Below are 25457 nucleotides of genomic sequence, written 5' to 3' on the forward strand. Positions count from 1 at the left end.
GCACCGTGATCACCAGCGAGATGCAGTTCGGCGTCCACCGCCTCGGCGGCCTCGCTGTCGTCCGCCCGCGAGGCAGGCTCGACCTGTCCAGCTACGCCGCGTTCCGCGACGGCCTGCTCAAGCTCGCCGCCGAGGAACCCGCCGCGATCATCGTGTGCCTCAGCAGCGAGCTGAACGTCGCGACGCACACGATGCTGGCCGTCTTCACGACGGTGTGGATGCGCGTGTCGGAGTGGCCGGGCGTGCCGGTGGTGCTCGTGCCGGAGACCGTCCAGCACCACGCGGACATGCGGCGCAGCGGCATCACCCAGTTCGTCCCGGCGTACGCGAGCATGCGGGTCGCCGTGGAGTCGGTCCGCAGGCCACCCGCACACCGGCGGGACACGGTCGAGCTGCCGCTGGACCCGACGGCACCGCGGCTCGCACGCCGGTTCGTGCGGGCGACGTGCCGGCGCTGGGACGTGCCGTTGATCACCGGTGACGCGGTGCTCGTCGCGAGCGAGCTCACCGAGAACGCGGTCCGGCACGCCGGGTCGCCGTCGGTGCTGCGGCTGGAGCTGCGGCCGTTCGCGCTCGCCATCGCGCTGCGCGACCTGGATCCGCGCCCGCCGGAGCGGCCGGTGCCGGGGCACGGCGTCGACATCGTGGACCGGGTGAGCCGCACCTGGGGCTGGTCGCCGTCATTCGATGGGGGCAAGGTCGTGTGGGCGGTACTCGCCGTTCCGCGAACCGAGTAATTTCCTGCCCGTGACCGACCACCTCCCCGCACCCGACGACGAGTTCGAGGACGTGCTGCAGCACCTCAAGGAGTCGCGCGGCTTCGACTTCACCGGGTACAAGCGCACGAGCCTCATGCGCCGCGTGCGGCACCGGATGGCGCAGGTCGGCATCGAGGCGTACCCGGACTACATCGACCACCTCCAGGTCAACGCCGACGAGTTCGACGCGCTGTTCAACACCATCCTCATCAACGTCACGGGCTTCTTCCGCGACCCCGAGGCGTGGGAGCACCTGCGCGAGCACGTGGTGCCGCAACTGCTCGACGGGCACGGGCTGGAGGACCCGGTGCGGGTGTGGAGCGCGGGTTGCGCGTCCGGCGAGGAGGCCTACACCCTCGCGATGGTGCTGGCCGAGGCGCTGGGCACCGACCGCTTCCGCCAGCAGGTGAAGATCTACGCGACGGACGTCGACGACGAGGCGCTGGCGCACGCGCGGCACGCGAGCTACGTCGAACGCGACCTGCAGTCCGTGCCGCCGGAGCTGCAGACGAAGTACTTCGAGCAGCAGAACGGCCGCTACGTCTTCCGCAAGGACCTGCGCCGGTCGGTCATCTTCGGCCGCAACGACCTGGTGCAGGACGCGCCGATCTCGCGCATCGACCTGCTCCTGTGCCGCAACACCCTGATGTACTTCAACCAGGAGACCCAGGCCAAGATCCTCGGCCGGTTCCACTTCGCGCTGGTGCCGCAGGGCGTGCTGTTCCTCGGCAAGGCCGAGATGCTGCTCAGCCACAGCCGGATCTTCGACCCGATCGACCTGAAGCGGCGCATCTTCCGCAAGGCGCCCAGCGGTCCCGGCACCACGACGCACTTCGTCACGCAGGCGTTCGCGCACGACCGCCGGGTCGAGGTCGGCCCGCTGGACCAGCTGCGCGAGCACGCGTTCTCGGCGAGCCCGGTCGCACAGGTCGTCGTGTCGGCCGAGGACATCATCGCGCTGGTCAACAAGCAGGCGGAGACCGTGTTCGGCCTGTCGGCGAAGGACGTCGGCCGCCCGCTGCGCGACCTCGACCTGTCCTACCGGCCGGTCGAGCTGCGCGGCTACGTCGAGCAGGCGCGGGTCGAGCGCAAGTCGTTGCGCATCAAGGAGGTCGAGTGGCAGCGCAGCCCCGGTGAGTCGCTGTGGTTCGAGATCCACGTGAACCCGCTGATCGACCACGACAACGGCATACTCGGCGTGTCGATCGTGTTCCGCGACGTCACGTCCGCGCGCAGGCTGCTCGACGACCTGGAGTACGCCAACCGGCAGCTCGAGTCGGCCTACGAGGAACTGCAGTCGACGAACGAGGAGCTCGAGACCACCAACGAGGAGCTCCAGTCCACCGTGGAGGAACTGGAGACCACGAACGAGGAGCTCCAGTCGACCAACGAGGAACTGGAGACGATGAACGAGGAGCTCCAGTCCACCAACGACGAGCTCCAGACGATCAACGACGCGCTGCGCGACCGCAGCTCGGAACTGGACCAGGTCAACGAGTTCCTCGAGTCGATACTGACGTCCCTGCGCGCCGGCGTCATCGTGCTGGACCTGGAGATGCGGGTGCTGGCGTGGAACCGCGGCGCCGAGGAGCTGTGGGGCGTGCGGCGCGACGAGGCCGAGGGCGAGCACCTGCTCAACATCGATGCCGGACTGCCGCTGGCCGAGCTGCGCCCGGTGGTGCGGCAGGCGCTCAGCGACCCGGCGTTCATGACCGACGTGCGGCTACCGGCGGTGAACCGGCGTGGCCGCGCGGTGACGATCCGGGCGGTGTGCAGCTCGTTGCGCGCCAACGACGGCAGCCCCAGCGGCGCGATACTCGTGATGGAGCAGCTGCCCTGACCGGTCACTCCGACAGCCCGACTCCCGCGACAGCACAGCCGCACTGGCCGGTCTCGTCGGCAGCCGACACCGTGACGGTGCAGCTGCCCTAACCGGTCTCGGCGTCCCCGGCGCAGCGGAAGTAGGTGTCCAGGCCGGTCAGCTCCAGCGTCCGGCGCACGGCGGCCGAGCACTCGCTCAGCCGGAACGCCACGCGCTGCCGGGCGCACTCGCTGTTCAACGTGATCAGCGCGATGACACCGGCCGAGCCGAAGAAGGTGACGCCGGCCAGGTCGAGCACCACCGCCCCGCCGCCGATCCGGGCGCGCACGTACTCCTCGAGCTGGGGCGCGGTCACCATGTCGAGCTCACCCGCGACGTGGACGACCGTCGCCCCGCGAGACTCATCGGCGGTCAGCGACACCTGGTCGTCCGGCGGTTCGACTGCGTCCACCACGTCCCTCACTGCTTCGACCAGTTCACTGTATGCCCTCCGCACCGCGCAGGGCGTGGCCAGTCGGGTGTGATCGCCTCGTCTGGCAGGATGCCGGTCATTCCGACGAGCGGGGGCGCGCGATGAGCGAGACACCGGAGTGGTCCTCTCCTGACCAGCGACCGCAGCAGGAGAACAACCCGGCACCGCCTCCTCCCCCGCAGTACGGCCAGCAGCAGTACGGCCAGCCGTACCACCAGCCGCCGCAGGCGCCGAAGCCCGGCATCATCCCGCTGCGCCCGCTCGGCGTCGGCGAGGTGCTGGACGGCGCGATCACCACCATGCGGCGCTACCCGAAGGCCGTGCTCGGCGTGTCGGCGGTGGTCGTCGCGATCACCCAGCTGATCACGGTTCTGGTGGTGTGGCCGCTGATCAACGACATCAACAACCTCGCGTCCGTCGACCCGAACGACCTCACGCCGTCGCAGGCGCGGGAGATGGCGATCGACGTCATCTACAGCGGGCTCGTCGGCGGCGGCGTCTCGCTGCTGGTGCAGCTGGTGGCGCAGACGTTCCTGTCCGGGTACGTCACGGTCGTCGTCGGGCGCGCGGTGCTCGGCCAGCCCATCTCGTTCCGCGAGGCGTGGGACGAGTTCCGCCCGCGGCTGCTGTCGCTGCTCGGCGCGACCGCGCTCATCACCCTGATGCTCCTCACCGGCGTGGCGCTCTGCGTCCTGCTCGGCGTGCTGTTCGTCCCGCTGAGCATCCCGCTGTTCATCCTGTCGGCGCTGCTGGGTGTCGCGCTGATCATCTGGCTGATGGTGATGTTCAGCCTGGTCACCCCGGCGCTGGTGCTGGAGCGCGGCCCGATCGTCGAGTCGTTCCGCCGGTCGCGCCTGCTGGTGCAGGACGCGTGGTGGCGCACGTTCGGCATCCTGCTGCTGGCGCTGCTGATCGGCTCGATGATCAACAACATCATCGGCCTGCCGTTCAGCCTGCTCGGCACGGACTTCAGCGCGATCATGGCGGGCAAGCCGGCGACGACGTCGTTCGGCGCGCTGCTGCTGACCGCCGTCGGCGGCACGATCGCGGGCACCATCACCTACCCGTTCAGCTCGGCGGTGACCGTGCTGCTGTACGTCGACCGCCGCATCCGCCGTGAGGGCATGGACATCGAACTCGCCCGCGCGGCCGGGCTCACCGGCGGACAGTAGGCGTGGACGTCCCGGTCGACGTCGGGCCCGACGAGGCGCGCGACGCCGCCGTCCGCGAGCTGTCGGACCCGGCGTACGCGCAGGCGCGGCCCGGTGTGCTGGAGAAGGCGCTCGACTGGGTGCTCGACCGGCTGGACGAGCTGTTCGGCGCGGGCAGCGGTGCGGGCGGCGTCGCGTTGCTGCTGCTGGTCGTCGTGATCGCACTGGCCGTCGTCATCCGGCTGTTCACCGGGCGCGTGACTCGGGCGGCGCGGACGGGTGCGGTGTTCGGCGACGCGACCAGGTCGGCGAAGGACCACCGCGCCGCCGCGCAGGAGGCGTTCGCGCGCGGTGAGTTCGCCGAGGCGGTGCGCGAGCGGTTCCGCGCGCTGGTGCGGGAACTGGAACAGCGCGGCGTGCTCGACGAACGGGCGGGGCGCACGGTCGACGAGGTCGCGGCCGATGCCGGGCGCGAGCTGCCCGCGCACGCGCGGGACCTCCGCGTGGCGGCCGTGCTGTTCGACGACATCTGGTACGGCGGCCGCACCGCGACCGAAGAGGCCTACCGCTCCATCGCGTCGCTCGACGACCGGGTGCGCGGATGAGCGCGCCGACCTCGCCGGACGCGCGGCGGATCTGGGCCGCCGCCAAGGGACCCGTGCTCGTCGGGCTCGTGATCCTGGTGTCCAGCATCATCCTGGTGCTCGTCAGCTCGCCCAGCGAGGGCGGCTCGCTCGACCCGCGCTCGGTGACCCAACCGGGCAGCCGCGCGCTGGCGAAACTGCTGGAGGGCCAAGGCGTCACGGTCGAGTACACCGAGACCGCACCGTCCTCGGTGGACGGCGCGACGCTGCTCGTGACCCGCCCCGACCTCATCGACCCGGCCCGGCTGTCACCGCTGATCGCGAGCGCGCGGGACGCGGTGCTCGTGCAGCCGCAGCGCTGGCTCCCCGACGGGATCGGCGTCGCCGACCGCGCCAGGGTGGACGACCTGCCGCCCGGCTGCGTGCTGGCCGCGCGGTTCGGCCGCGCCACCATGGGCGGCGCCACGTACGCCGCGGCCGACGGCGAGTCGTGCTACGAGTCGTCGTTGGTGCACAAGGGAAACGTGATCGTGCTCGGCACCGGCGCGCCGATGACCAACGACAAGCTGGACGAGGTCGGCAACGCCGCGTTGATGATGACCCTGCTCGGCCGCAACGACCGGCTCGTGTGGTGGGTGCCCGCGGTCGCCGACCCCGGCCGCGAGCAGTCGGTGTTCGACCTGCTGCCGGACGGCTGGAAGTTCGGCGGAGTTCAGCTCGTCGTCGCGGTCGCGCTGTTCGCGCTGTGGCGCGCGCGACGGCTCGGACCCGTTGTCACCGAACGCCTTCCGGTCGTGGTGCGCGCGGCCGAGACCGTCGAGGGACGGGCGCGGCTCTACCGGCGGACGCGGGCCACCGGGCACGCGGCGGCCACGTTGCGGCGCGCGGCGCTGGACCGGATGACACCAGCACTAGGACTGCCGCACGACGCGCCACCCGCCGCGGTGGCGACGGAGGTCGCGGCGCGCGGGTCGCGTTCCGCCGACCAGGTGCTCTCACTGCTCTACGGACCCCAGCCCGCGGACGACCGCGCGCTGGTCCGGCTCGCCGACGAACTGGACGTACTGGAGAACGAGGTGTGCGGGGGATGACGCAGGAGATGACTGCGACTACCGAAGAGGCGCGTTCCGCATTGCTCGCGCTGCGCGCCGAGATCGGCAAGGCCGTCGTCGGCAACGACGCCGCGGTGACCAGCCTGATCCTCGCGCTGCTGTGCCGGGGCCACGTGCTGCTCGAAGGCGTGCCGGGCGTCGCGAAGACGCTGCTGGTGCGGGCGCTCGCGACGGCGCTGGATCTGACGTACAAACGGGTGCAGTTCACGCCGGACCTGATGCCGGGCGACCTGACCGGGTCGCTGGTGTACGACGCGCACTCGGCGGAGTTCTCGTTCCGCGAGGGCCCGGTGTTCACGCACCTGCTGCTCGCCGACGAGATCAACCGGACGCCGCCGAAGACGCAGTCCGCGCTGCTGGAGGCGATGGAGGAACGGCAGGTCTCGGTCGACGGGCGGGCGCGTCCGGTGCCGTCGCCGTTCATCGTGGTGGCGACGCAGAACCCCGTCGAGTACGAGGGCACCTACCCGCTGCCCGAGGCGCAGCTGGACCGGTTCCTGTTCAAGCTGACGATGCCGATCCCGCCGCGCGACCAGGAGATCGACATCCTGACGCGGCACGCGTCCGGCTTCGACCCGCGCGACCTGTCGTCGCTGCGGCCGGTCGCGGGTGCCGAGCACCTCGACGCCGGCGCGCTGGCGGTGCGGTCGGTGACCGTCGCCCCGGAGGTCGTCGGGTACGTCGTGGACGTGTGCCGCGCGACCCGCCAGTCGCCGTCGGTGCGGCTCGGCGTCTCACCGCGCGGCGCGACGGCGTTGCTCGCGGCGGCACGGGCGTGGGCGTGGCTGTCCGGCCGCGCGTACGTGACACCGGACGACGTGAAGGCGTTGGCGCGCCCCGCGTTGCGGCACCGGCTGGACCTGCGTCCGGAGGCCGCGCTGGAGGGTGCGACCGCGGACGGGATCCTGGACGGCGTGCTCGCCGCGGTCCAGGTCCCGCGCTGACGTGGCGCTGACCGGCCGGGCGGGCCTGCTGGCGCTGCTCGGCGTCCTGGTCGTCGGGACCGTGCTGCCGTCGTGGACGGGCGTGCTGGGCGTCGGTGCTCTCGTGGTGCTGTGCGTGCTGATCGACCTCGCGCTGGCCGGTGGGGTGCGCGGGCTCGAGCTGTCCCGTTCCGGCGCGGTGAAGGTGCGGCTCGGCGAGTCGGTCGGGGTCGAGCTGACCGTCCGCAACCCCGGTCCGCGCTGGGTGCGCGGCGTGCTGCGCGACGCCTGGTCCCCGTCGGCCGGTGTCGTGTCCGACCGGTTCTCCGTCGACGTGCCCGCCGGGGCGTCGCGCAAGATCTCCGTTGCGCTGCAACCGGTTCGCCGCGGTGACCGGCGGGCGTACCGGGTGACCGTGCGCTCGCTCGGCCCGCTCGGTGTGGCGGCGCGGCAGGGTGCGCACGACGTGCCGTGGACGGTGCGCGCGCTGCCTCCGTTCCACAGCCGCAAGCACCTGCCGCCGCTGCTGGACCGGCTGCGCGAGCTGGACGGCAGGCGCGCGGCGCTGGTGCGCGGCCAGGGCACCGAGTTCGACTCGTTGCGCGAGTACGTGATCGGTGACGACGTGCGCTCGATCGACTGGCGGGCAACGGCTCGCTCGTCGGACGTGATGGTGCGGACGTGGCGCCCCGAACGGGACCGGCACGTGCTGATCGTGCTCGACACCGCTCGTACGGCGGCCGGCCGGGTCGCGGGTGAGCTGGGCGGACTCCCCCGGCTGGACACCGCGCTCGACTCAGCGCTGCTGCTGTCCGCACTGGCGTTGCACGCGGGTGACCGGGTGGATCTCATCGCCTACAGCCACGTCGTGCGCGCGTCGGTGCCGCGGGCCGACCTGCCGTCGCTGGTGTCCGCGATGGCGCCGCTGGAGGCCGAGCTGGTCGAGTTCGACGCGCGCGGCATGGTCGCCGAGGTGCTGCGCCGATCCCGGCAGCGCTCGCTCGTGGTGCTGCTGACCGGACTGGACTCCGCCGCGCTGGAGGAGGGCCTGGTGCCGGTGCTGCCCGCGCTGACGTCCCGGCACCGGCTGCTCGTCGCGTCCGTGACGGACCCCGCGGTCACGGCGATGGCGCGCGGACGTGGTGACGCCGAAGCCGTGTTCGGCGCGGCGGCCGCGGAACGCACGCTGTCAGAACGCCGGCACGCCAAGGCTTTGCTGACCCGCCACGGCGTCGAGGTCGTCGACGCCGAACCCGACGCCCTCCCACCCGCACTCGCCGACCGCTACCTGACCCTCAAAGCAGCGGGCAAGCTCTAGGCGGCGACCGGAGCCTCGTCGCCCGCGTACTGCTGGTCCAGGTCACCGGTCTCGCCCTCGCGCGCGGCCCGGCGTCCGACGACGAAGACGTAGGCCAGGAAAGCGATCTCGGCCGCGACACCGATCGCGATGCGCGCCCAGGTGGGCAGTCCGGACGGCGTCACGAACGCCTCGATGACACCGGACACGAACAGCACGCAGGTGAGCCCGAGCGCCATCAGCACGACGGTGCGGCCCTGCCGGGCGAGTGCCTGCCCGCGCGGCAGGCCGCCGGGGTCGATCACGGTCCAGCCGAGCTTCAACCCGGTGCCCGCGGCGACGAACAACGCGGTGAGCTCGAGGAGTCCGTGCGGCGCGATGAGACCCAGGAACACGTCGCCGCGCCCGGCGGCGAACATCAGGCCGCCGCTGATGCCGACGTTGATGGCGTTGACGCCGAGCATGATCACGACCGGGATGCCCAGCAGCACACCGAGGAGCAGGCAGCCCGCGGCGACCCACGCGTTGTTCGTCCACACGCGTGCGGCGAACGAACTGGCGGGCGAGCTGGAGTAGTAGGACTCGAAGTCACCACCGGACCGGGTGAGCTCGCGGACCTCGTCCGGCGCGGCGATCGTCGCCTGCACCTGCGGGTCGCGCGCGACCCACGCCGCGAGCAGTCCGGTGAGGAGCAGGAACACCGCGCTCGTCGGCACCCACCAGCGCCACGTCCGGTACATCGCGGCGGGCAGTCCGCGGGTGAAGAACAGGCCGAACTCGCGCCACGCGGGCGCGTGCGTGCCGGTGACGGCGCTGCGGGCCTGCGCGGTGAGCGCGGACAGCCGTTCGACGACCACGGGGTCCGGCGCCTTGCTGCGGACGACGGACAGGTGCGTGGCGACCCGCTGGTAGAGCGTGATCAGTTCGTCGGCCTCGGCGCCGCTGAGCGAGTTCTGCCTGCGCACCAACTCCGCGAGCCGGTCCCATTCCGGGCGGTGCGCGGCGATGAACACGTCCAAGTCCACGCGGGAGACACTACGGTGTACGGCTGTGGGGGACCTGGTCACCGGTGAAGCCGTCGTCGTCTCGCTCCGCACCGCGCGGCTGGCGAGCCGGGCGCTCGCGTTCGCGCTCGACGTGGTGCTGCAAGCGATCGTGCTCTTCGTCGTCTACCTGGCACGGCCATCGGCGGACGACGAGGCGCTGCTCAGCGCCACGACGCTCGTGCTGACCGTGGCGGTGCTCGTCGGATATCCGGTGCTGTGCGAGACGCTGACCCGCGGCCGCACGCTGGGCAAGGTCGCGTGCGGGCTGCGCGTGGTGCGCGACGACGGCGGGCCGATCCGGTTCCGGCACGCGCTGGTGCGCGGGCTCGCCGGGTTCTTCGTGGACTTCTGGGCGCTCGGGCTCGGCGGTGCGGTCGCGTTGTTCGTGTCGCTCGTGTCGCCGCAGGGCAAGCGCGTCGGTGACTACCTGGCGGGCACGGTGGTGATCCGGGTGCGCGTGCCGCAGACCGAGCCACCGCAGATCGCCATGCCTCCCGAGCTCGCCGCGTGGGCCGCGACGCTCGACCTGTCGCGGCTGCCGGACGACCTGGCGCTGGCCGTCCGGCAGTACCTGGGGCGGTTCGGCCAGCTCAGCCCGGACGCGCGTGCGTCACTGGGCGGGCGGCTCGCGGGCGAGGTGGCCGGGTGGATCGCCGCGCCACCGCCGCCCGGTGTGCACGTGCACGCCTACCTGTCTGCGGTGCTGGCCGAGCGCCGCAACCGCGCGCTGAGAGGCCCGGACAACCCGTTCGCACCACCGCGTACGGAGTAGGCCACTGGCACGCGTGGCCGCCAACCGGTACGAGTGGAGTCATGGACCTCGCGACCAGGTGCGAGGACGACGTCGTCCTGGTCTCCCCGGTGGGACGGCTGGACCTGTCGACCTACGTCGCACTGCGGGACGGGCTGCTCAAGCAGGTGGCCGAGCAGCCGCCTGCCGTCGTCGTGGAGCTGACCGCGGCCTTCGAGATCGGCAGCGACACGCTGGCCAGCGTGTTCGCGACGGTGTGGCTGCGCATCGCGCCGTGGTCCGGGGTGCGCCTGGCGCTCGTGCCCGCGACGGTGCGGCACCAGCGGATGCTCGCCCGCACCGGCGTCGCCCGGTTCGTGCCGACCTACCGCTCGGTCGCCGACGCACTCTCGTCGCCGCGGGAGCGGTGCCGCGACGAGATCCAACTGCCCCGCGACCACACCGCCGCCGGGATGGCGCGGCAGTTCGTGCTGCGGGCGTGCGACAACTGGAGCGTGCAGCCGGCCGCGGTGCGCGCCGTGCTGATCGCCGGTGAGCTGGTCGAGAACGTCATGAAGCACACCCGGTCCGCGCCCACGCTGCGGATCGAGCGGTTCCCGCGGCACCTCGCGGTGGCGGTGCGCGACGGCGAACCGTGGCGCGACGGGCCGCCGGCCCGCGGGGCGGCGCTGTTCGACCGGCTGGCCGGCGCGTGGGGGCACAACACCACGCTCAACGGCGGCAAGCTCGTGTGGGCGACAGTCGCGCTCTAGTCCAGCCGGAACCCGTACGGCAGCTCGAGCCGATGCCGGGCCAGCAACTCGCTGTCGCGCAAGATCTCGCGCGTCGGACCGTCCGCGACGACCACACCGTCGTCGATCAGCACGCTGCGCGGGCACAGCTGGAGCGCGTACGGCAGGTCGTGGGTGACCATGAGCATCGTCTTGTCCAGCCCGAGCAACACCTCGGCCAGTTCGCGGCGGGCGACCGGCTCCAGGTTCGCCGACGGCTCGTCCAGCACCAGGATCTCCGGGTCGCACGCCAGCACGGACGCCAGCGCCACGCGCCTGCGCTGCCCGCCGGACAGGTGCATGGGCGAGCGGTCCAGGAAGGACTCCATGCCGACCGCGCTCAACGCCCGCAGCACCCGTTCGTCCACATCGGACATGCCGAAGTTCGCCGGTCCGAACGCGACGTCCTCGCGGACGCTCGACATGAACAGCTGGTCGTCCGGGTCCTGGAAGACCAGTCCGACGCGGCGGCGGATCTCCCGCAGGTGCTCCTTGTCCACCGGCAGGCCCGCGACCGCGACCGAGCCCGAACCGCCCGACAGCACGCCGTTGAGGTGCAGCGCGAGCGTGGTCTTGCCCGCGCCGTTGGGACCGAGCAGCGCGACGCGTTCGCCGGGTTCGACGGTGAGGTCGACGCCGAACAGCGCCTGGTGACCGTTCGGGTAAGCGAAGGCGAGCTTCGAGACGGTCAGTGCCGGAGCGGCGTGGCGCACGGGCGTGAAGGTAGCCGAACCCGTTGCCGCGGAACCGCTCCACCCGCGCGAGACCATCGCGAGGTGGACGCGTTCACCGCGTTCGTAGGCGCGGATGAACAACGTGCCGACACCGCGCGCGGTGGCGCCGACCTGCCACAGGAACCGCGGGTTGTGGCCGCGTGAGATGCGCGCGACGCTCATCCGCTTCGCCTCCCCCGCGATCACCTCGACGTAGCGGGTCATCAGCGTGGCGATGGTGATCAGCGGAGCGGGCACGCGCAGCCGTTGCAGGCCGCCCAGCAGGTCGTTCGGCGAGGTGGTCGCGGCGAGCGTCAACGACACGAGCACGCCGAGCGTGCCCTTGGCGAAGATGTTCCACCCGGCCAGCGCGCCCTCGACGGACACCGCGATGCCGTAGAAGTCCGTGCGCGGCCCGACGCCGACGAACGGCAGCAGGACCGCGAGCACCACGAACGGCAGCTCGATCAGCGACCGGGCGAGGAACCAGCGCGGTGGCACCCGCGCGATCCCCCACACCGCCACGATGAGCACGAGGTAGACCCCGAACGCCCAGAACTGCGTGCGCGGCGTGGCCACGACGCACAGCACCACCGCGAACGCCGTGAGGATCTTGGCGTGCGCGGGCAGCCGGTGGACCGGCGAGTCCCCCGGCAGGTGCAGTGCCCCGTGGCCGGCGCTCATCGCACGGGCTTCTTGCGCAGCAACCAGAACAGCCCGACCGCGATCACGAGGGTGACCAGCACGCCGAGCATGCCCGCGAGGCCGGTGAACTTGTCGTCGCCGCCGACCGCGTAGTCGGCGAACAGCCCGCCGCCCAGCGGGTGCTCCTGCGCGTGCTGCGCGATGCCGGTGTCCTCGGTGGCCTTGTCCAGACCGTCCGGAGCGGACGACGCGAAGTACGACAGCACCCCGGCGATCAGCAGTGAGACGACCCCGAACCCGATGAAGAACCGCTTCACGCCCGCACCTCCAGCTTGGTCTCCGTGCCCCGCAGCAGGTACACGAGGTCGGGTCGCACGGACGCCACCGACGTGACGGTCGCGGCCGTGATCAGGCCCTCGCCGATGCCGATGAGCACGTGGAACCCGAGGATGGCCGCCGCGACCGTGCCGAGACCGACACCGCCGACGCCACCGATGCCGTACTCGACGATGAAGCCGGTGGACGCGATGACGGTGTTGACCATCGCCGACGCGAACCCGACGACCGCGAGCCCCGCCCTGCCGCGCGCGGCGAACTTGCGCAGAGCCAGCGCGACGAAGAAGCCGACCGCGGTGCCGAGCAGCGCCATGTTCGTGACGTTCGCGCCGAGCGCGGTGAGCCCGCCGTCCGCGAACAGCAGCGACTGCACGACGAGCACGATCGTCACGCACAGCGCGCCGACCCACGGCCCGACCAGGATCGCGGCGAGCGCGCCGCCGAGCAGGTGACCGCTCACGCCGGGCAGGATCGGAAAGTTGATCATCTGGACGGCGAAGATGAACGCGGCGACGAGGCCCGCCATCGGTGCCGTCTTGTCGTCGAGGTCGGTTCGCGCCCTCGTGAGGGCGAACCCGACACCCAGCGCCGCGACCACCAGGAACGCGACCGAGGTCGGTGCGTTCAACAGGCCGTCGCTCATGTGCATGGCTACGGAGGACATGGTCGCCAACGCTAGTTGCCACCTCCCGGTTATGGCCAGATCCATGCAATAACAACTGTCTGGCTTTACGAGACGTACGTGACACCCGCCGTCCCGGTTCACCGGACTTCTGCGGCCGAACGGACACGACAACGGTCTAGTCATCGGATGAATGTTGGCTATGATCCGGTTCGCCGCCGTCCTACACGGAGGGACACGCATGACAGAGTTGTCGAGAAGGACCTTCCTGTACGGGACCGGCGCGGCAGCCACCATGTCAGCGCTGGGCACCACACCAGCACTCGCCCAACCCCAAACATCGGGTCACCGGCTGCACGAAAGCATCCTGAACGACGCCCGCATGGAATGGCGCACGCTGCCGAAGAACTGGGGCGACAGCCCGTTCCTCGCCAACGGCTTCCTCGGCGTCCAGATCTACGCGGGCCGCACGCCCAACGAGCTGAAGCTCATGCTCAGCCACTCCGAGGTGCAGGACCAGCGGGTGCAGTGGGAGGCGGCGGTCGGTCTCTCCAGACTGCCGATCGGCTACCTGACGATGACGTTCGCCGGCGCGATCACGGCGGTCGACTGGACGCTCGACCTGTGGAACGCCGAGCTGCGCGGCACGGTCACCACCGCGCAGGGCGGCGCCGAGTTCCGGATGTTCGTCCACAACAGCACCAGCACGCTGATCGCGGACACCAGGGGCGAGGTCACCTGGAACTTCCAGCCGCTCGAGTCCGCGACGACCCGCACGATCCGCAAACCACCGGAGTACACCGCGAACCCGCCGTGGACGCTCGGCGCCGCGAACGGCGTCAGCTACGCGAAGCAGACGATGCACGCGGGCGGCGGCTACACGACCGCGTGGCAGGCGCGCGACGGCCGGTTCGCCGCGCACGTCGGCTACAGCTTCCCGCAGGACACGCACACGTCCGACGCGATCCGCGAGGTGCGCCACGCGCTCGCGAACCCGAAGGTCGAGCAGCACCGCCGCTGGTGGCACAACTACTACACGCGCAGCCTCGTCTCGGTCCCGGACAAGCTGGTGCAGCGGTACTACTGGCTCCAGCTGTACAAGATGGCGTCCGCGACGCGCGCCGACGCGCCGGTGATCTCCGAGTGGGGCCCGTGGTTCCCCGAGCAGGGCAACAGCTGGACCGCGGTCTGGTGGAACCTCAACGTCCAGGTCTCCTACCCGGTGATCAACGGCTCGAACCACCACGAGCTCGACGCGGTCACCGCGACGCTCAAGAAGTTCGAGAGCAACCTAGAGTCCAACATCCGCCCGGAGTTCCGCGACGGCAAGTCCTACGCGATCTGCCACCCCGGCGACCGCACGCTGCGACCGGGTCCCCGCTACTGCGGCGTGCCCGGCGTCGCGCCGAACGACCACACCGGCAACCTGTTGTGGGCCATGCACAACGTGTGGCTCGGCTACCGGCACACGATGGACCGCAAGGTCCGCGACGAGGTGCTGCTGCCGATCCTGGGCAAGGCGGTCAACTACTACGCCCGGTTCCTCGTCGAGGGCCCGGACGGGAAGCTGCACCTGCCCGAGACCCGCTCCCCCGAGTACGCCAACGCCACGGACACGACCTACGACCTGTCGCTGATCCGCTGGGGCGTCACCACGTTGCTCCAGTACGCGCCGAGCGACCCGCGTGCTCCGCAGTGGACGGACATCCGCAACCGGCTGGTCCCCTACCACCGCGGCGACCAGGGCGTGCTGATCGGCGCGAACGTGCCGCTGAACGACTCGCACCGGCACTTCTCGCACATGCTGTGGTTCTACCCGCTGCGCGAGCTGACCTGGGACGACCCGGCCAACCGCGACCTGATCACCCGCACGTTCGACCACTGGGTGAGCCGCCGCAACCTGTGGGCCGGCTACAGCTACGGCGCGGCGTCGTCGATGGCGTCCGCGATGAACCGGCCGGAGGAGGCGCTGCAGTTCCTGCGCTACTTCCTGGACCGCAACCAGGTCGGCACGAACGCGACGCTCACCGAGAACACCTTCTACCGCGAGGGCGGCAACCTGGCCATCGAGAGTCCGCTCGTGTCCGCGCAGGCGGTGCTGGAGATGCTGATCCAGAGCCACAACGGCGTCGTGCGGGTGTTCCCGTCCGTGTCGAGCACGTGGCGCGACGCCTCCGTCGAGTCGCTGCGCACTCAGGGCGCGTTCCTCGTCGACGCGTCCCGCAGCAACGGCGCGACGGACTGGGTGCGCGTGCACAGCGAGGCGGGCGAGCCGCTGGTCCTGCAGCACGGCATCGCGGGTGAGATCGACGTGCGCGACCAGTTCGGCCGCAGGCTCGAGCACCGCCAGCAGGCGGGCGGCACGGCGATCAAGCTGCGCAGGGGCCAGACGGCGATCGTCAGCCGCAAGGGCAGCAGGCCTGACCTGTGCGCCCGTGACGTACCCGCCAACGGCACCGCACCGCGTTGGGGACTTCCGTAGTCGGATTCTCAGTTCGTGCGGGTTACCGTACGAATTCGAACGTTCCCGCGCGACGAGTGAGGCTGAAAGTGGATCTTCAGTTCTGGATCGAGAAGGCGCTGGTCAACCACGAGAAGTGGACCGCGGAGTTCGGCACCTTCACGCCTCACTCGTCGGTGCGGGTCGACGACACCGCGTTCGGCGACGCGCTGGAGCAGCTGCAGGAGCGGCTCCGTGACAACTACCCGTTCTTCCACCCGCGCTACGCGGGGCAGATGCTCAAGCCGCCGCATCCGGCCGCGGTCGTCGGCTACCTGTCCGCGATGCTGATCAACCCGAACAACCACGCGCTCGACGGCGGCCCGGCGACCGCGCAGATGGAACGCGAGGTCGTCGCGCAGCTGGCCACGATGTTCGGCTACGGCGAGGAGCACCTCGGCCACCTCACGTCCAGCGGCACGATCGCGAACCTGGAGGCGCTGTTCGTCGCGCGCGAGCTGCACCCCGGCAAGGGCGTCGCGTTCAGCGCCGAGGCGCACTACACGCACTCGCGCATGTGCGGCGTGCTCGGCATGCGCGGCCACAAGGTCCCGGTCGACGGGCGCGGCCGGATGGATCTGGACGCGCTGGAGGCTCTCCTGCGCACCGGCGAGATCGGCACGGTCGTCCTCACGCCCGGCACGACCGCGCTGGGCGCCGTCGAGCCCGTCCACGAGGCGCTGGCGCTGCGCGAGCGCTACGGGGTGCGGATCCACGTGGACGGCGCCTACGGGGGCTTCTTCACGCTCCTGGCGGGCACGGAGCTGGCTCCGGAGCCGTGGCGCGCCATCGCGCAGTGCGACTCGATCGTCGTCGACCCGCACAAGCACGGGCTCCAGCCGTACGGCTGCGGCGCGGTGCTGTTCCGCGACCCGTCCGTCGGCCGCTACTACCTGCACGACTCGCCGTACACGTACTTCACGTCCGACGAGCTGCACCTCGGCGAGATCAGCCTGGAGTGCTCACGGGCGGGTGCCGCGGCGGCTGGGCTCTGGCTGACGTTCCAGCTCCTCCCGCCGACCCGTGAGGGCCTGGGCGAGGTGCTCGCGGCCGGGCGCCGCGCGGCGGTCCGCTGGGCGGACATGATCTCGGCGTCCGACGAGCTGGTGCTCTACCAGGAGCCGGAGCTCGACATCGTCACGTACTTCCCGCGCACGTCACCGCTCGCGCTGTCCGCGATCGACGAGGCGTCCAACCGGGTGATGCACGACGGCATGAACGCCGCCGCCGATCCGGTCTTCCTCAGCGTGGCCCGCGCGTCGTCCGAGGCGTTCGCGCAGCGCCACCCGCAGGTCGACCGGGACGCCGACGGCGCGCGCGTGCTGCGCAGCGTCCTGATGAAGCCGGAGTCCGAGGACCACCTCGACACCCTCCACGCCCGCGTGCTCAGCTTGCTCTGACCAGCGGCAGGTAGACGTCGTCGACGATCTCGACGATCACCTCGTCGGAAACGCTGGTGATGCCGCGCGTCACGTACTCGTTGCGCAGCAGCACGATCGCGACCGTGGCGATGCGGGGCCTCAGTGCCGTCTCCGCGACTTCACCACGGCCCACCGCGCGCCTCAGGATCGTCAGCCACAGCTCGGCGCCGCCGTCCGCCATGCGCTCGTGCAGCGCGGCGAGCAGCTCCGGCTCCTCCTGCATGCTCGCCAGCAGCCCGCGCAGGATGTCGCCGTTGGGCGAGGACAGCTGCTCGTTCGCGTGCCGCAACGTGGCCAGCACGTCACCGCGCAGCTCGCCGGTGTCCGGGACGCGCGTGTTGTCCTTGACCAGCAGTTGGTAGGCGGCGATGCCGAGCGCCGCGCGGTTGGGCCACCGCCGGTAGATCGCGTTCTTGTTGGTGCCCGCGCGCTGGGCGACCCGGTCCATCGTCACGCCCGGATATCCGGACTCGGCCAGCTCGCCGGCGGCCGCCCGCAGGATCGCCTCTTCGAGCTCCGCCCCGCGCCGCCTCGTCTGCGCCATGACTTGATCCTACCTAAGGTACTGTGTGTACCTTATTTGTCATGAGAGCTCACGGCATCAGCTACGACACCGGCTTCTTCGACCACGGCGAGAGCAGCCACGAACCGTTCGACCTGGCGGTGGTGGCACGCGAGCTGCGGGTCATCAGCGACGAGCTGCACTGCACCGCGGTGCGCCTGATCGGCAGCTCACCGGACCGGCTGGAGGCCGCGGCCCGCATCGCGGCCGGCCTCGGCATGGAGGTGTGGATCTGCCCCTGGACGTCCGACTTCACCCGGGCCGAGCTGCACGACCTGCTCGTCGACCTGGCCGTACGCGCCGAGCGGCTGCGGCTGACCGGGGCGGAGGTCGTCCTGCTCACCGGGGCGGAGCTCAGCCTGCTGACCAGGGGTTTCCTCGACGGCGACACGATCGCGGACCGGATCGACGGGATCATGGCGCGCCGCGAGCAGGTGCGCGAACTGCCCCCGCGCATCAACGCGTTCCTGGGCGAGGTGGTGGCCGCCATCCGGCAGCACTTCGGCGGGAAGGTCAGCTACGCGTCGATCCCGTTCGAAGGCGTCGACTGGACGCCGTTCGACGTCGTCGGGGTCGACCTCTACCGCACGGCCGAGACGGCGCACATCTTCGAGGAGAGCGTGCGAAAGCTCGTCGACCAGGGAAAACCGGTCGCGATCACCGAGTTCGGGTGCGCCACCTTCAAGGGCGCTGCCGACCTGGGTGCGCGGATCGTCGCGGTCATCGAGTACGACGGGCACAAGCCCGTGCGGCTGGACCGCGAGTACGTCCGCGACGAGCAGGAGCAGGCCACCTGCCTGCGTGAACTGCTCGACGTCTTCACCAGGGCGGGCGTGGACGCGGCGTTCGTCTTCACGTTCGCCTGCTACGCACTGCCGCACCGGCCAGGAGCAGGGGCGCGCGAAGACCTCGACCTGGCCAGCTGCGGCATCGTGACGGTGCACGACGACCGCAGTTGGACCCCCAAGGCGGCTTTCGCCACCGTCGCCGAGTACTTCCGGCGCGACTAGACCTGCTTGGCGCGACGTCCGGATCGGCGCGGCGGCAGCGGGGTGTCGCCGCGCAGGTCCATCCGCCGCTGCTCGCCGTTGGCCTCCAGATGGGTGACCATGCGGCGGAGCATGTCGGCGAGCGACTGCGCCTCCTCCCGCTCCAGCGGGTCGGAGACGAAGACCTCTTCCTCGTTGAACCGGGGGAAGAGGTCGCCCATCAACTCTTCACCCTCGGGCGTGAGGCGCAGGACCGCGAGGCGTCCGTCCGTCGGGTGGCCGAGGCGTTCCAGCAGGCCACGTGACTGCAGCGTCTTCGCGACGCCGGTCAGCGTGCCCTTCGAGATGCCCGCCTCTTCCGCGACGTACCGGGTCTCCATCTCGCCCCAGATCCACACGACCCAGAGCACGACGAAACCGGTCCAGGTCAGATCGCTGCTGCGGAGCACCGAGTTCTCGAGGTGCTGCCGTATCGCGGTCGCGGCCCGGTGGATGTTGGACACCGCCGCCATCTGCTCACGATGCAGCGGTACCGCACCGAGCTTCGCCTGGACGGCCTTCTCGGTCTCGGCAATCGTGTGGTGACCAGACAACTGACGTTCTCCCGTGCTCGGACGTGGTAGTTCCCGGCACAATACTTGCGCTAACAAACTATGTCTTGGAGATGTTGCGAGTCTCCTCGCAGTTTGATCACGATCCCACATTGCACATGATCTCGTGACAGTGGTCACCCGTCCAGTTACGGACGGTTGCACCATGCTGGACGATGAGTGTGGAGTACCCACTGAGACCGATCATGGTCTTTAGCTCCACGGCCGGGTAGATAGCGTTCGTGTCCTTACGTTATCCCCTCCGAGCCAGCAATACACGTTGCCGGAAAGGTAGTTCGGCGTGGTCCAGGAGCACGTGACACGAGAACTCGCGGCGAAGCTCGGCGAGGACGGGATCGACGTGGTGCGGGTGGTCTTCCCGGACCTCCTCGGCACCGACCGGGGCCGTGACGTGCTGGTAGAGCACCTGCCCACGGTGACCGAGCGCGGTCTGTCGTTCTGCCGGGCCGTCTACAACGCGACCGCGACGGGCAAGACGACGGAAACCGGCGGGGTGCTCGACGCGGGCCTGCCGGACATCATCGTCATACCCGATCTGAGCACCATGCTTCCCATACCGTGGGAACCGGGGGTCGCCTGGTGCATCGGCGACGCGGTGAGCCCTGCCGACGAGAGACCCGTGGACGAGGCGCCGCGACAGGTGCTGCGCCGCGTCCTGGAAATATTCGACACCAATGGCCTAACGCCGGTCGTGGGTCCGGAGCTCGAGTACTACCTGTGCGTCAAGGACGAAGATCGCCCGAACGGGTGGCGTCCCTACTGCGACGAGCCCGGGAACGTCTACGCGACCGGTCGTCGCGGCGACGGTGACGGGCATCTACTGCGGACGTTGCGGACGCTCAGCTCCGCCGGTCTGCAGACCACCGGCGGCAACCACGAGTACTGCGGCGGCCAGTTCGAGATCAACCTCATCCACTCCCCCGCACTCGACGCGGCGGACCGGGCGTTCCGGTTCAAGACGTCGGTGAAGGAGCTGGCGCGGCGCGAGGGCAGGCTCGCCACGTTCATGGCGAAGCCGTTCAACGACGGCGGCGGCTCGGGCTTCCACCTGCACCTGTCGTGCCACGAGCCGGACGGGCGCAACGCGTTCCAGGCGCCCGGCACGCCGCACGGCCTGTCGGACGAGGCCCGCTGGGCGATCGGCGGCATCCTCAGCCACGCGTCCGCGCTCGCGGCGCTGCTCAACCCCACGGTGAACTCCTACAAGCGGTTCGGGCCGGACTCGCTCGCGCCGTGGCTGATCGACTGGGGCCTGGACAACCGCAGCGCGATGCTGCGCGTCCCGGCCGAGCGCGGCGAGACGACCCGGTTGGAGCTGCGGCTCGGCGACGCGAGCGCGAACCCGTACCTCGGCATCGCCGGCCTGCTCGCGGCCGTCCACCTCGGGCTGCGCGACAAGATCGACCCGCCGCGCCCGTCCGCGGGCTACGGCTACGACCCGGCGAAGGCGCCGACGCTGCCCGCCACGCTGCCGGACGCGCTGGCGTTCCTCGAGGAGGACACCGAGCTGGTCGAGGTGCTCGGCAAGGACTTCGTGCGGTCCTATGTGGACTTCAAGTGGGAGGAGGTGGCCCGCTTCCAGCGGTTCGTGACCGACTGGGAGTTCACCGAATACGCGTACCACATATGATGCGCGTGCGATGACGACTCTCACCGACCGGCTGCCCACCATTGCCGACCCAGACGAACTGTACGAGGCCTTCGCCGGCTGGGCCGCCGAGCGGGGACTGGAGCTGTACCCGGCGCAGCAGGAGGCGCTGATCGAGCTCGTCTCCGGGTCGAACGTCATCCTGAGCACACCGACGGGCTCGGGCAAGAGCCTCGTCGCGATGGGCGCCCACCTGGCCGCGCTCGCGGCCAACCAGCGCACCTTCTACACCGCGCCGATCAAGGCGCTGGTGTCGGAGAAGTTCTTCGCGCTGTGCGAGGTGTTCGGCGCCGCGAACGTCGGCATGATGACCGGCGACGCGTCGGTCAACGAGGGCGCCCCGATCATCTGCTGCACCGCCGAGATCCTGGCGAACATCGCGCTGCGCGACGGCGCGGACGCCGACGTCGGCCAGGTCGTCATGGACGAGTTCCACTTCTACGCCGAGCCGGACCGCGGCTGGGCGTGGCAGGTGCCGATCGTCGAGCTGCCGCACGCGCAGTTCCTGCTGATGTCCGCGACGCTAGGCGACGTCACGTTCTTCGAGAAGGACCTGACCCGGCGCACCGGACGCCCGACCGCGGTCGTGCGGTCCGCGCAGCGGCCGGTGCCGCTGAACTTCCAGTACGTGCTGACGCCGTTGCACGAGACGATCGAGGACCTGCTGCACGGCCGCGAGGCGCCGATCTACGTCGTGCACTTCACCCAGGCGTCCGCGCTGGAGCGCGCGCAGTCGCTGATGAGCGTGAACGTCTGCACGAAGGCCGAGAAGGACGCGATCGCGGCCGAGATCGGCAACTTCCGGTTCAGCACCGGGTTCGGCAAGACGCTGTCGCGGCTGGTGCGGCACGGCATCGGCGTGCACCACGCGGGCATGCTGCCGAAGTACCGCAGGCTCGTCGAGACGCTCGCGCAGGCCGGCCTGCTCAAGGTCATCTGCGGGACGGACACGCTCGGCGTCGGCATCAACGTGCCGATCCGCACCGTCGTGTTCACCGCGTTGTCGAAGTACGACGGTGTGCGCACCCGGATCCTCAAGGCCCGCGAGTTCCACCAGATCGCCGGCCGGGCGGGCCGGGCGGGCTACGACACGATCGGCACGGTCGTCGTGCAGGCGCCCGAGCACGTCGTGGAGAACGAGAAGGCGCTCGCGAAGGCCGGTGACGACCCGAAGAAGCGGCGCAAGGTCGTCCGCAAGAAAGCGCCGGACGGGTTCGTGTCGTGGGGCGAGGCGACCTTCGAGCGGCTGGTCGGCGCCGAGCCCGAGCCGCTGACCTCGTCGTTCGCCGTCTCGCACGCGATGCTGCTGAACGTGATCGGCCGCCAGGGCAACGCGTTCGCGGCGATGCGGCACCTCCTCGAGGACAACCACGAGGAACGTCCGAAGCAGATCAGGCACATCCGGCGGGCGCTGGCGATCTACCGCGCGCTGCTGGCGGCCGGGGTCGTCGAGCGCGCGGGTGACGACGTGCGGCTGACCGTCGACCTGCAGGTCAACTTCGCGCTGAACCAGCCGCTGTCGCCGTTCGCGCTGGCCGCGATCGAACTGCTCGACCGCGAGGCGCCGGGCTACGAGCTGGACGTGCTGTCCGTCATCGAGTCCACTTTGGACGACCCTCGCCAGATCCTCGGCGCGCAGGAGCACAAGGCGCGCGGCGAGGCGATCGGCGCGATGAAGGCCGAGGGCATCGAGTACGACCAGCGGATGGAGCTGCTGGACGACGTCACGTACCCGAAGCCGTTGGAAGAGCTGCTGTTCGCGGCGTTCGAGACCTACCGGCGCGGCCACCCGTGGGTGGCGGACCACCACCTGTCGCCGAAGGCGGTCGTGCGCGACATGTACGAGCGCGCGATGACGTTCAGCGAGTACGTCAGCTTCTACGGGCTGGCGCGCTCGGAGGGCCTGGTGCTGCGCTACCTCGCGGACACCTACAAGGCGCTGTCGCAGACGGTGCCGGAAGAGGCGAAGACCGAGGAGCTGAACGACCTCATCGCCTGGCTCGGCGAGCTGGTGCGGCAGGTCGACTCGTCGCTCATCGACGAGTGGGAGAAGCTCACGAACCCGGACGCGCCGGTCGCGGAGGTGCGGGTCGACGACCGCCCGCCCGCCGTCACGCGCAACGTCCGCGCGTTCCGCGTCCTGGTGCGCAACGCGCTGTTCCGCCGGGTGGAGCTGGCGGCGCGGCGCGACTGGTACTCGCTGGGCGAGCTGGACCACGAGTCCGGCTGGACGGCCAAGGAGTGGATGGACGCGCTGGAGCCGTACTTCGAGGAGCACTCGGACATCGGCACCGCCGCCAATGCGCGCGGCCCGGCCCTGCTGATCATCAACGAGGAGAAGGACCGCTGGGTGGTGCGGCAGATCTTCGACGACCCGGCAGGCGACCACGACTGGGGCATCAACGCGGAGATCTCGCTCGCGGACTCCGACGAGCTCGGCGCGGCCGCGGTGACGATCACGGACGTCGGACAGCTGTAGATGCTGTTCCCCTCGGTCACCGGTCAGTCGCGCGTGCTGCTGGACGCGTTGATCGAGGGTCCCAAGTCGACGGCCGAGCTGTCGGCGTTGCTGGGCACCCGGCACGTCGCGACGTACGTCCTGCGGCTGCGCAAGGCGCTCGGGTCGCCGGAACTGGTGCGCACGACGTTCACCGGGTACGAGCTCGAGCTGCCGCACCGCCCGGCGCCGGTGTTCCAGCTGCCCGCGCCGGTCGCCGGGTTCGTCGGCCGCGCGGACGAGCTGCGCCGGGTGCACGAACTGGTGCCGTCCGGACCGGTGGTGATCAGCGGGCCGCCGGGCATCGGGAAGACGGCGCTGGCCACCGTGGCCGGGCACGCACTCGCCGACCTGCATCCCGGTGGCCAGTTGTACGTGAACCTGCGCGGTCACTCGCCGGAGCCGCCGCTGACCACCGCCGCGGTGCTGTCCCGGTTCCTGCGGGCGCTCGGTGTGCGGCCGGACCGGATCCCGGTCGATCCCGGAGCGCTCGGCCGGACGTTCCGGGAGCTGGTCCGCGGTACCCGGCTGCTCGTGCTGCTGGACAACGCGGCCTCGGTCGCGCAGGTGAAGCCGCTGCTGCCGGACGATCCGGGCTGCGGCGTGCTGATCACCAGCCGCGCGGACCTGTCGCCGTTCGACGGCGTGCGGCTGGGCGTCCTGCGTCCGGCCGAGGCCGCGGAGCTGCTCGGTGGCGACGACGAGCTCGCCCGGTGGTGCGGTTACTACCCGCTCGCGTTGCGGATCGCGCTGGGCAACCTGGTCGGCCGCGCCGACACCGAGTCCTATGTGGACGAGCTGCGCGACGATCGGCTCGCCGCGCTCGCGGTGGACGGTGACACCGAGGTGCGACGCGCGTTCGACCTCTCGTACGCGGCGTTGTCACCCGACGAGGCCCGGCTGTTCGGCCTGCTGGGCGTCGTGCCCGGTCCGGACTTCGACGTGCACGCCGCGGTCGCGCTGCTGGAGGCTGATCGCGCGACGACGCGCACGTTGCTCGATCGGCTGGTGTCGGTGAACCTGGTGCAGCCGCAGGAGCCTGGGCGGTACGGGTTGCACGACCTGCTGCGCGACTACGCCGCTGAGAAGGTCGGCGGCGCCGACGACGCGCGGCTGCGCCTGCTGCGGTGGTACGTGGCCACCACGCACGCCGCGGCCGGGATCGTCTACCCCGAGCTCACCGGCCCTGGCGAGGTTCCGCTTTCCGCCGCCGTGCCGGAGCTGCCGGACACGGCCGCGGCGGTGGCCTGGCTGGGCGCCGAGCGGTTGAACGTCATCGCGGCCGTACACCACTGCGCGACCAACGGGCCCGTCGAGCTGACCTGGCAGCTGATCGACACGGTCGGCGGGTTCTTCGGCGCGTACGGCCACACCGCCGAGTTCGTGGCGACCGCGGAGGCCGCGCTCGGGGCCGCCCGCGCCACGGGACACTCCGAGGCGGAGGGCGCGATGCTGATCCTGCTCGCCGGCGCGCACTACAACCGGGGCGAACTGCGCCGTGCGCTGGAGCTGTTCCGCGAGGCCGACCGCCTCGGTGCCACCGCGCGCAACCCGTGGGTGCTGGGGTTCTGCTGCGTGCTCGAGCTCGGGCTCGGTGAGCTCGACGCGGCGCGCGCGACGATCGAGTGCGGAGCTGTGGCGGCTCCGCCGGACATCCCGTTCCCCGTGGTGCACTCGACGTTCGCGCGGGGCGCGCTGGCGCGGCTGACCGGCGACCTCGACGCCGCGGTCACCCACCAGCGAGCAGCACTCCGCCTGGCGGAGTCGCACGGGCTCAGCAGCCTGCGCGCGGCCGTGCTGATCGAGCTCGGCCGCTGTCTCGCTCCGGCCGAGGCGATCCCGTTCCTGCGCGAGGCCGTGGAGACGGCCGGACGCCTCGGCGTGACGAGGCTGCACGCCGACGCGCTGTCCGCGCTCGCGATCGCCCAGTGCGGCGCGGGTGACGTCGCGGCGGCGCGGGAGAGCGTGACGCTGGCGCTCGACGACGTGACCGCACTGGGCAGCACCACGCGGGTCGAGTCCGGCGTCCACTACGCGCACGGCGTGGTGCTGGCGGCGCTGGGCTCGTCCGACGAGGCGGAGGCGGCGTTCACGCTGGCACTGGACATGGCGCTGACCGCCGAGTCACCGCACGACGCGATGCGGGCCCAGCTCGGGCTCGGTGACGCGGACGCCGCGACGGCGTTGGCGCAGCAACACGGGTTCGCGGTCGCATGAACACGTTCCC

Annotated in this window: 22 protein-coding genes and 1 pseudogene; 15 read left to right on the top strand and 8 right to left on the bottom strand. The window is 71.0% G+C overall.

Annotated elements, in window-relative coordinates:
• Positions 1–5: 5 nt before the first annotated feature.
• Together FKR81_RS17435 and FKR81_RS17440 are read left to right on the top strand one after the other, a co-directional pair.
• A complete protein-coding gene (locus FKR81_RS17435; RefSeq protein WP_146353118.1) occupies positions 6–737 on the top strand; it encodes a hypothetical protein in 732 nt (243 codons plus the stop codon).
• Positions 688–2598, top strand: a complete 1911-nt coding sequence (locus FKR81_RS17440) for a CheR family methyltransferase (protein ID WP_146353119.1) — start codon at positions 688–690, stop codon at positions 2596–2598. Before FKR81_RS17435 ends, FKR81_RS17440 begins: the two co-directional genes overlap by 50 nt.
• An 88-nt stretch (positions 2599–2686) precedes the next feature.
• On the opposite strand, the gene FKR81_RS17445 is transcribed toward FKR81_RS17440, so the two are convergent.
• Positions 2687–3034: an STAS domain-containing protein gene (locus tag FKR81_RS17445; RefSeq protein WP_186763017.1), complete on the bottom strand. Its 348-nt coding sequence runs from the start codon at positions 3032–3034 to the stop codon at positions 2687–2689.
• A 119-nt stretch (positions 3035–3153) separates the two neighbouring features.
• Here FKR81_RS17445 and FKR81_RS17450 point away from each other — a divergent pair, with 119 nt between their 5' ends.
• From FKR81_RS17450 to FKR81_RS17470, 5 genes are read left to right on the top strand one after another with little or no spacing between them, the layout of a single operon-like run.
• The gene (locus FKR81_RS17450) at positions 3154–4224 is read left to right on the top strand and encodes a hypothetical protein (RefSeq protein ID WP_146353121.1); all 1071 of its coding nucleotides are present in this window, start codon (positions 3154–3156) and stop codon (positions 4222–4224) included.
• Positions 4225–4226: 2 nt separating this feature from the next.
• Positions 4227–4808, top strand: coding sequence for a DUF4129 domain-containing protein (locus FKR81_RS17455; RefSeq protein ID WP_146353122.1), 582 nt, complete (start codon positions 4227–4229; stop codon positions 4806–4808).
• Positions 4805–5878: a DUF4350 domain-containing protein gene (locus tag FKR81_RS17460; protein WP_146353123.1), complete on the top strand. Its 1074-nt coding sequence runs from the start codon at positions 4805–4807 to the stop codon at positions 5876–5878. The genes FKR81_RS17455 and FKR81_RS17460 overlap by 4 nt, the downstream gene beginning before the upstream one ends.
• An 8-nt stretch (positions 5879–5886) precedes the next feature.
• Entirely contained in the window at positions 5887–6843 is a 957-nt protein-coding gene (locus FKR81_RS17465) for an AAA family ATPase (protein ID WP_146353124.1), read from the top strand.
• A gap of 1 nt (position 6844) precedes the next feature.
• On the top strand, positions 6845–8140 hold the full coding sequence (locus FKR81_RS17470; RefSeq protein ID WP_146353125.1) for a DUF58 domain-containing protein: 1296 nt from the start codon (positions 6845–6847) through the stop codon (positions 8138–8140).
• Here the strand turns inward: FKR81_RS17470 and FKR81_RS17475 are convergent.
• Positions 8137–9144 (bottom strand): stage II sporulation protein M, encoded by a 1008-nt coding sequence (locus FKR81_RS17475; protein ID WP_146353126.1) that lies wholly within the window; start codon positions 9142–9144, stop codon positions 8137–8139. The two genes, FKR81_RS17470 and FKR81_RS17475, sit on opposite strands and share 4 nt — an antisense overlap.
• A 25-nt stretch (positions 9145–9169) precedes the next feature.
• Here FKR81_RS17475 and FKR81_RS17480 point away from each other — a divergent pair, with 25 nt between their 5' ends.
• Both FKR81_RS17480 and FKR81_RS17485 read left to right on the top strand, forming a co-directional pair.
• Positions 9170–9937 carry an RDD family protein gene (locus tag FKR81_RS17480; protein ID WP_235921609.1) on the top strand — a complete coding sequence of 256 codons (768 nt, stop codon included), beginning with the start codon at positions 9170–9172 and terminating at the stop codon, positions 9935–9937.
• Positions 9938–9978: 41 nt separating this feature from the next.
• Positions 9979–10668, top strand: coding sequence for an STAS domain-containing protein (locus FKR81_RS17485; RefSeq protein ID WP_146353128.1), 690 nt, complete (start codon positions 9979–9981; stop codon positions 10666–10668).
• On the opposite strand, the gene FKR81_RS44335 is transcribed toward FKR81_RS17485, so the two are convergent.
• The 4 genes and pseudogenes from FKR81_RS44335 to FKR81_RS17500 all read right to left on the bottom strand — a co-directional run bounded on the left by FKR81_RS44335 (position 10665) and on the right by FKR81_RS17500 (position 13044).
• Positions 10665–11456: an energy-coupling factor ABC transporter ATP-binding protein gene (locus tag FKR81_RS44335; protein ID WP_146353309.1), complete on the bottom strand. Its 792-nt coding sequence runs from the start codon at positions 11454–11456 to the stop codon at positions 10665–10667. The two genes, FKR81_RS17485 and FKR81_RS44335, sit on opposite strands and share 4 nt — an antisense overlap.
• A pseudogene (gene cbiQ / locus FKR81_RS44340) lies at positions 11445–12083 on the bottom strand (cobalt ECF transporter T component CbiQ); the annotation flags it as partial. The pseudogene cbiQ and the gene FKR81_RS44335, both read right to left, overlap by 12 nt.
• The gene (locus FKR81_RS17495) at positions 12080–12361 is read right to left on the bottom strand and encodes a PDGLE domain-containing protein (RefSeq protein WP_146353129.1); all 282 of its coding nucleotides are present in this window, start codon (positions 12359–12361) and stop codon (positions 12080–12082) included. The pseudogene cbiQ and the gene FKR81_RS17495, both read right to left, overlap by 4 nt.
• Complete coding sequence (locus tag FKR81_RS17500; RefSeq protein ID WP_146353130.1) at positions 12358–13044, bottom strand: energy-coupling factor ABC transporter permease; 687 nt, start codon at positions 13042–13044, stop codon at positions 12358–12360. Before FKR81_RS17500 ends, FKR81_RS17495 begins: the two co-directional genes overlap by 4 nt.
• Before the next feature lie 199 nt (positions 13045–13243).
• Between FKR81_RS17500 and FKR81_RS17505 the strand changes: the two genes are divergently transcribed.
• Both FKR81_RS17505 and FKR81_RS17510 read left to right on the top strand, forming a co-directional pair.
• On the top strand, positions 13244–15484 hold the full coding sequence (locus FKR81_RS17505; RefSeq protein WP_146353131.1) for a glycosyl hydrolase family 95 catalytic domain-containing protein: 2241 nt from the start codon (positions 13244–13246) through the stop codon (positions 15482–15484).
• A gap of 68 nt (positions 15485–15552) precedes the next feature.
• Positions 15553–16902 carry a pyridoxal phosphate-dependent decarboxylase family protein gene (locus tag FKR81_RS17510; RefSeq protein ID WP_146353132.1) on the top strand — a complete coding sequence of 450 codons (1350 nt, stop codon included), beginning with the start codon at positions 15553–15555 and terminating at the stop codon, positions 16900–16902.
• Here the strand turns inward: FKR81_RS17510 and FKR81_RS17515 are convergent.
• Positions 16889–17467: a TetR/AcrR family transcriptional regulator gene (locus tag FKR81_RS17515; protein ID WP_146353133.1), complete on the bottom strand. Its 579-nt coding sequence runs from the start codon at positions 17465–17467 to the stop codon at positions 16889–16891. The genes FKR81_RS17510 and FKR81_RS17515 overlap by 14 nt on opposite strands.
• Positions 17468–17508: 41 nt before the next feature.
• Here FKR81_RS17515 and FKR81_RS17520 point away from each other — a divergent pair, with 41 nt between their 5' ends.
• Positions 17509–18495 carry a hypothetical protein gene (locus FKR81_RS17520; protein ID WP_146353134.1) on the top strand — a complete coding sequence of 329 codons (987 nt, stop codon included), beginning with the start codon at positions 17509–17511 and terminating at the stop codon, positions 18493–18495.
• Here FKR81_RS17520 and FKR81_RS17525 read toward each other — a convergent pair.
• Positions 18492–19067, bottom strand: coding sequence for a MarR family winged helix-turn-helix transcriptional regulator (locus FKR81_RS17525; protein ID WP_146353135.1), 576 nt, complete (start codon positions 19065–19067; stop codon positions 18492–18494). The genes FKR81_RS17520 and FKR81_RS17525 overlap by 4 nt on opposite strands.
• A gap of 313 nt (positions 19068–19380) precedes the next feature.
• On the opposite strand from FKR81_RS17525, the gene FKR81_RS17530 reads away from it, so the two are divergent.
• Genes FKR81_RS17530 through FKR81_RS17540 form a run of 3 tightly spaced genes read left to right on the top strand, consistent with a single transcriptional unit; the run spans position 19381 to position 25447 of the window.
• Positions 19381–20715: a glutamine synthetase family protein gene (locus FKR81_RS17530; protein WP_235921610.1), complete on the top strand. Its 1335-nt coding sequence runs from the start codon at positions 19381–19383 to the stop codon at positions 20713–20715.
• A gap of 10 nt (positions 20716–20725) precedes the next feature.
• Positions 20726–23212 (top strand): DEAD/DEAH box helicase, encoded by a 2487-nt coding sequence (locus tag FKR81_RS17535; RefSeq protein ID WP_146353136.1) that lies wholly within the window; start codon positions 20726–20728, stop codon positions 23210–23212.
• Positions 23213–25447 carry an ATP-binding protein gene (locus FKR81_RS17540; protein WP_146353137.1) on the top strand — a complete coding sequence of 745 codons (2235 nt, stop codon included), beginning with the start codon at positions 23213–23215 and terminating at the stop codon, positions 25445–25447.
• Positions 25448–25457: the final 10 nt, after the last annotated feature.

This window comes from Lentzea tibetensis (assembly GCF_007845675.1).
Taxonomy (GTDB): Bacteria; Actinomycetota; Actinomycetes; order Mycobacteriales; family Pseudonocardiaceae; genus Lentzea; species Lentzea tibetensis.

Coding starts and splice junctions, on each gene's coding strand:
- FKR81_RS17460 (WP_146353123.1), top strand. CDS start 4,805: ATGAGCGCGCCGACCTCGCCGGACGCGCGGCGGATCTGGGCCGCCGCC.
- FKR81_RS17515 (WP_146353133.1), bottom strand. CDS start 17,467: ATGGCGCAGACGAGGCGGCGCGGGGCGGAGCTCGAAGAGGCGATCCTG.
- FKR81_RS17440 (WP_146353119.1), top strand. CDS start 688: ATGGGGGCAAGGTCGTGTGGGCGGTACTCGCCGTTCCGCGAACCGAGT.
- FKR81_RS17505 (WP_146353131.1), top strand. CDS start 13,244: ATGACAGAGTTGTCGAGAAGGACCTTCCTGTACGGGACCGGCGCGGCA.
- FKR81_RS17500 (WP_146353130.1), bottom strand. CDS start 13,044: ATGTCCTCCGTAGCCATGCACATGAGCGACGGCCTGTTGAACGCACCG.
- FKR81_RS17520 (WP_146353134.1), top strand. CDS start 17,509: ATGAGAGCTCACGGCATCAGCTACGACACCGGCTTCTTCGACCACGGC.
- FKR81_RS17540 (WP_146353137.1), top strand. CDS start 23,213: ATGCTGTTCCCCTCGGTCACCGGTCAGTCGCGCGTGCTGCTGGACGCG.
- FKR81_RS17485 (WP_146353128.1), top strand. CDS start 9,979: ATGGACCTCGCGACCAGGTGCGAGGACGACGTCGTCCTGGTCTCCCCG.
- FKR81_RS17465 (WP_146353124.1), top strand. CDS start 5,887: ATGACTGCGACTACCGAAGAGGCGCGTTCCGCATTGCTCGCGCTGCGC.
- FKR81_RS17535 (WP_146353136.1), top strand. CDS start 20,726: ATGACGACTCTCACCGACCGGCTGCCCACCATTGCCGACCCAGACGAA.
- FKR81_RS44335 (WP_146353309.1), bottom strand. CDS start 11,456: ATGGTCTCGCGCGGGTGGAGCGGTTCCGCGGCAACGGGTTCGGCTACC.
- FKR81_RS17450 (WP_146353121.1), top strand. CDS start 3,154: ATGAGCGAGACACCGGAGTGGTCCTCTCCTGACCAGCGACCGCAGCAG.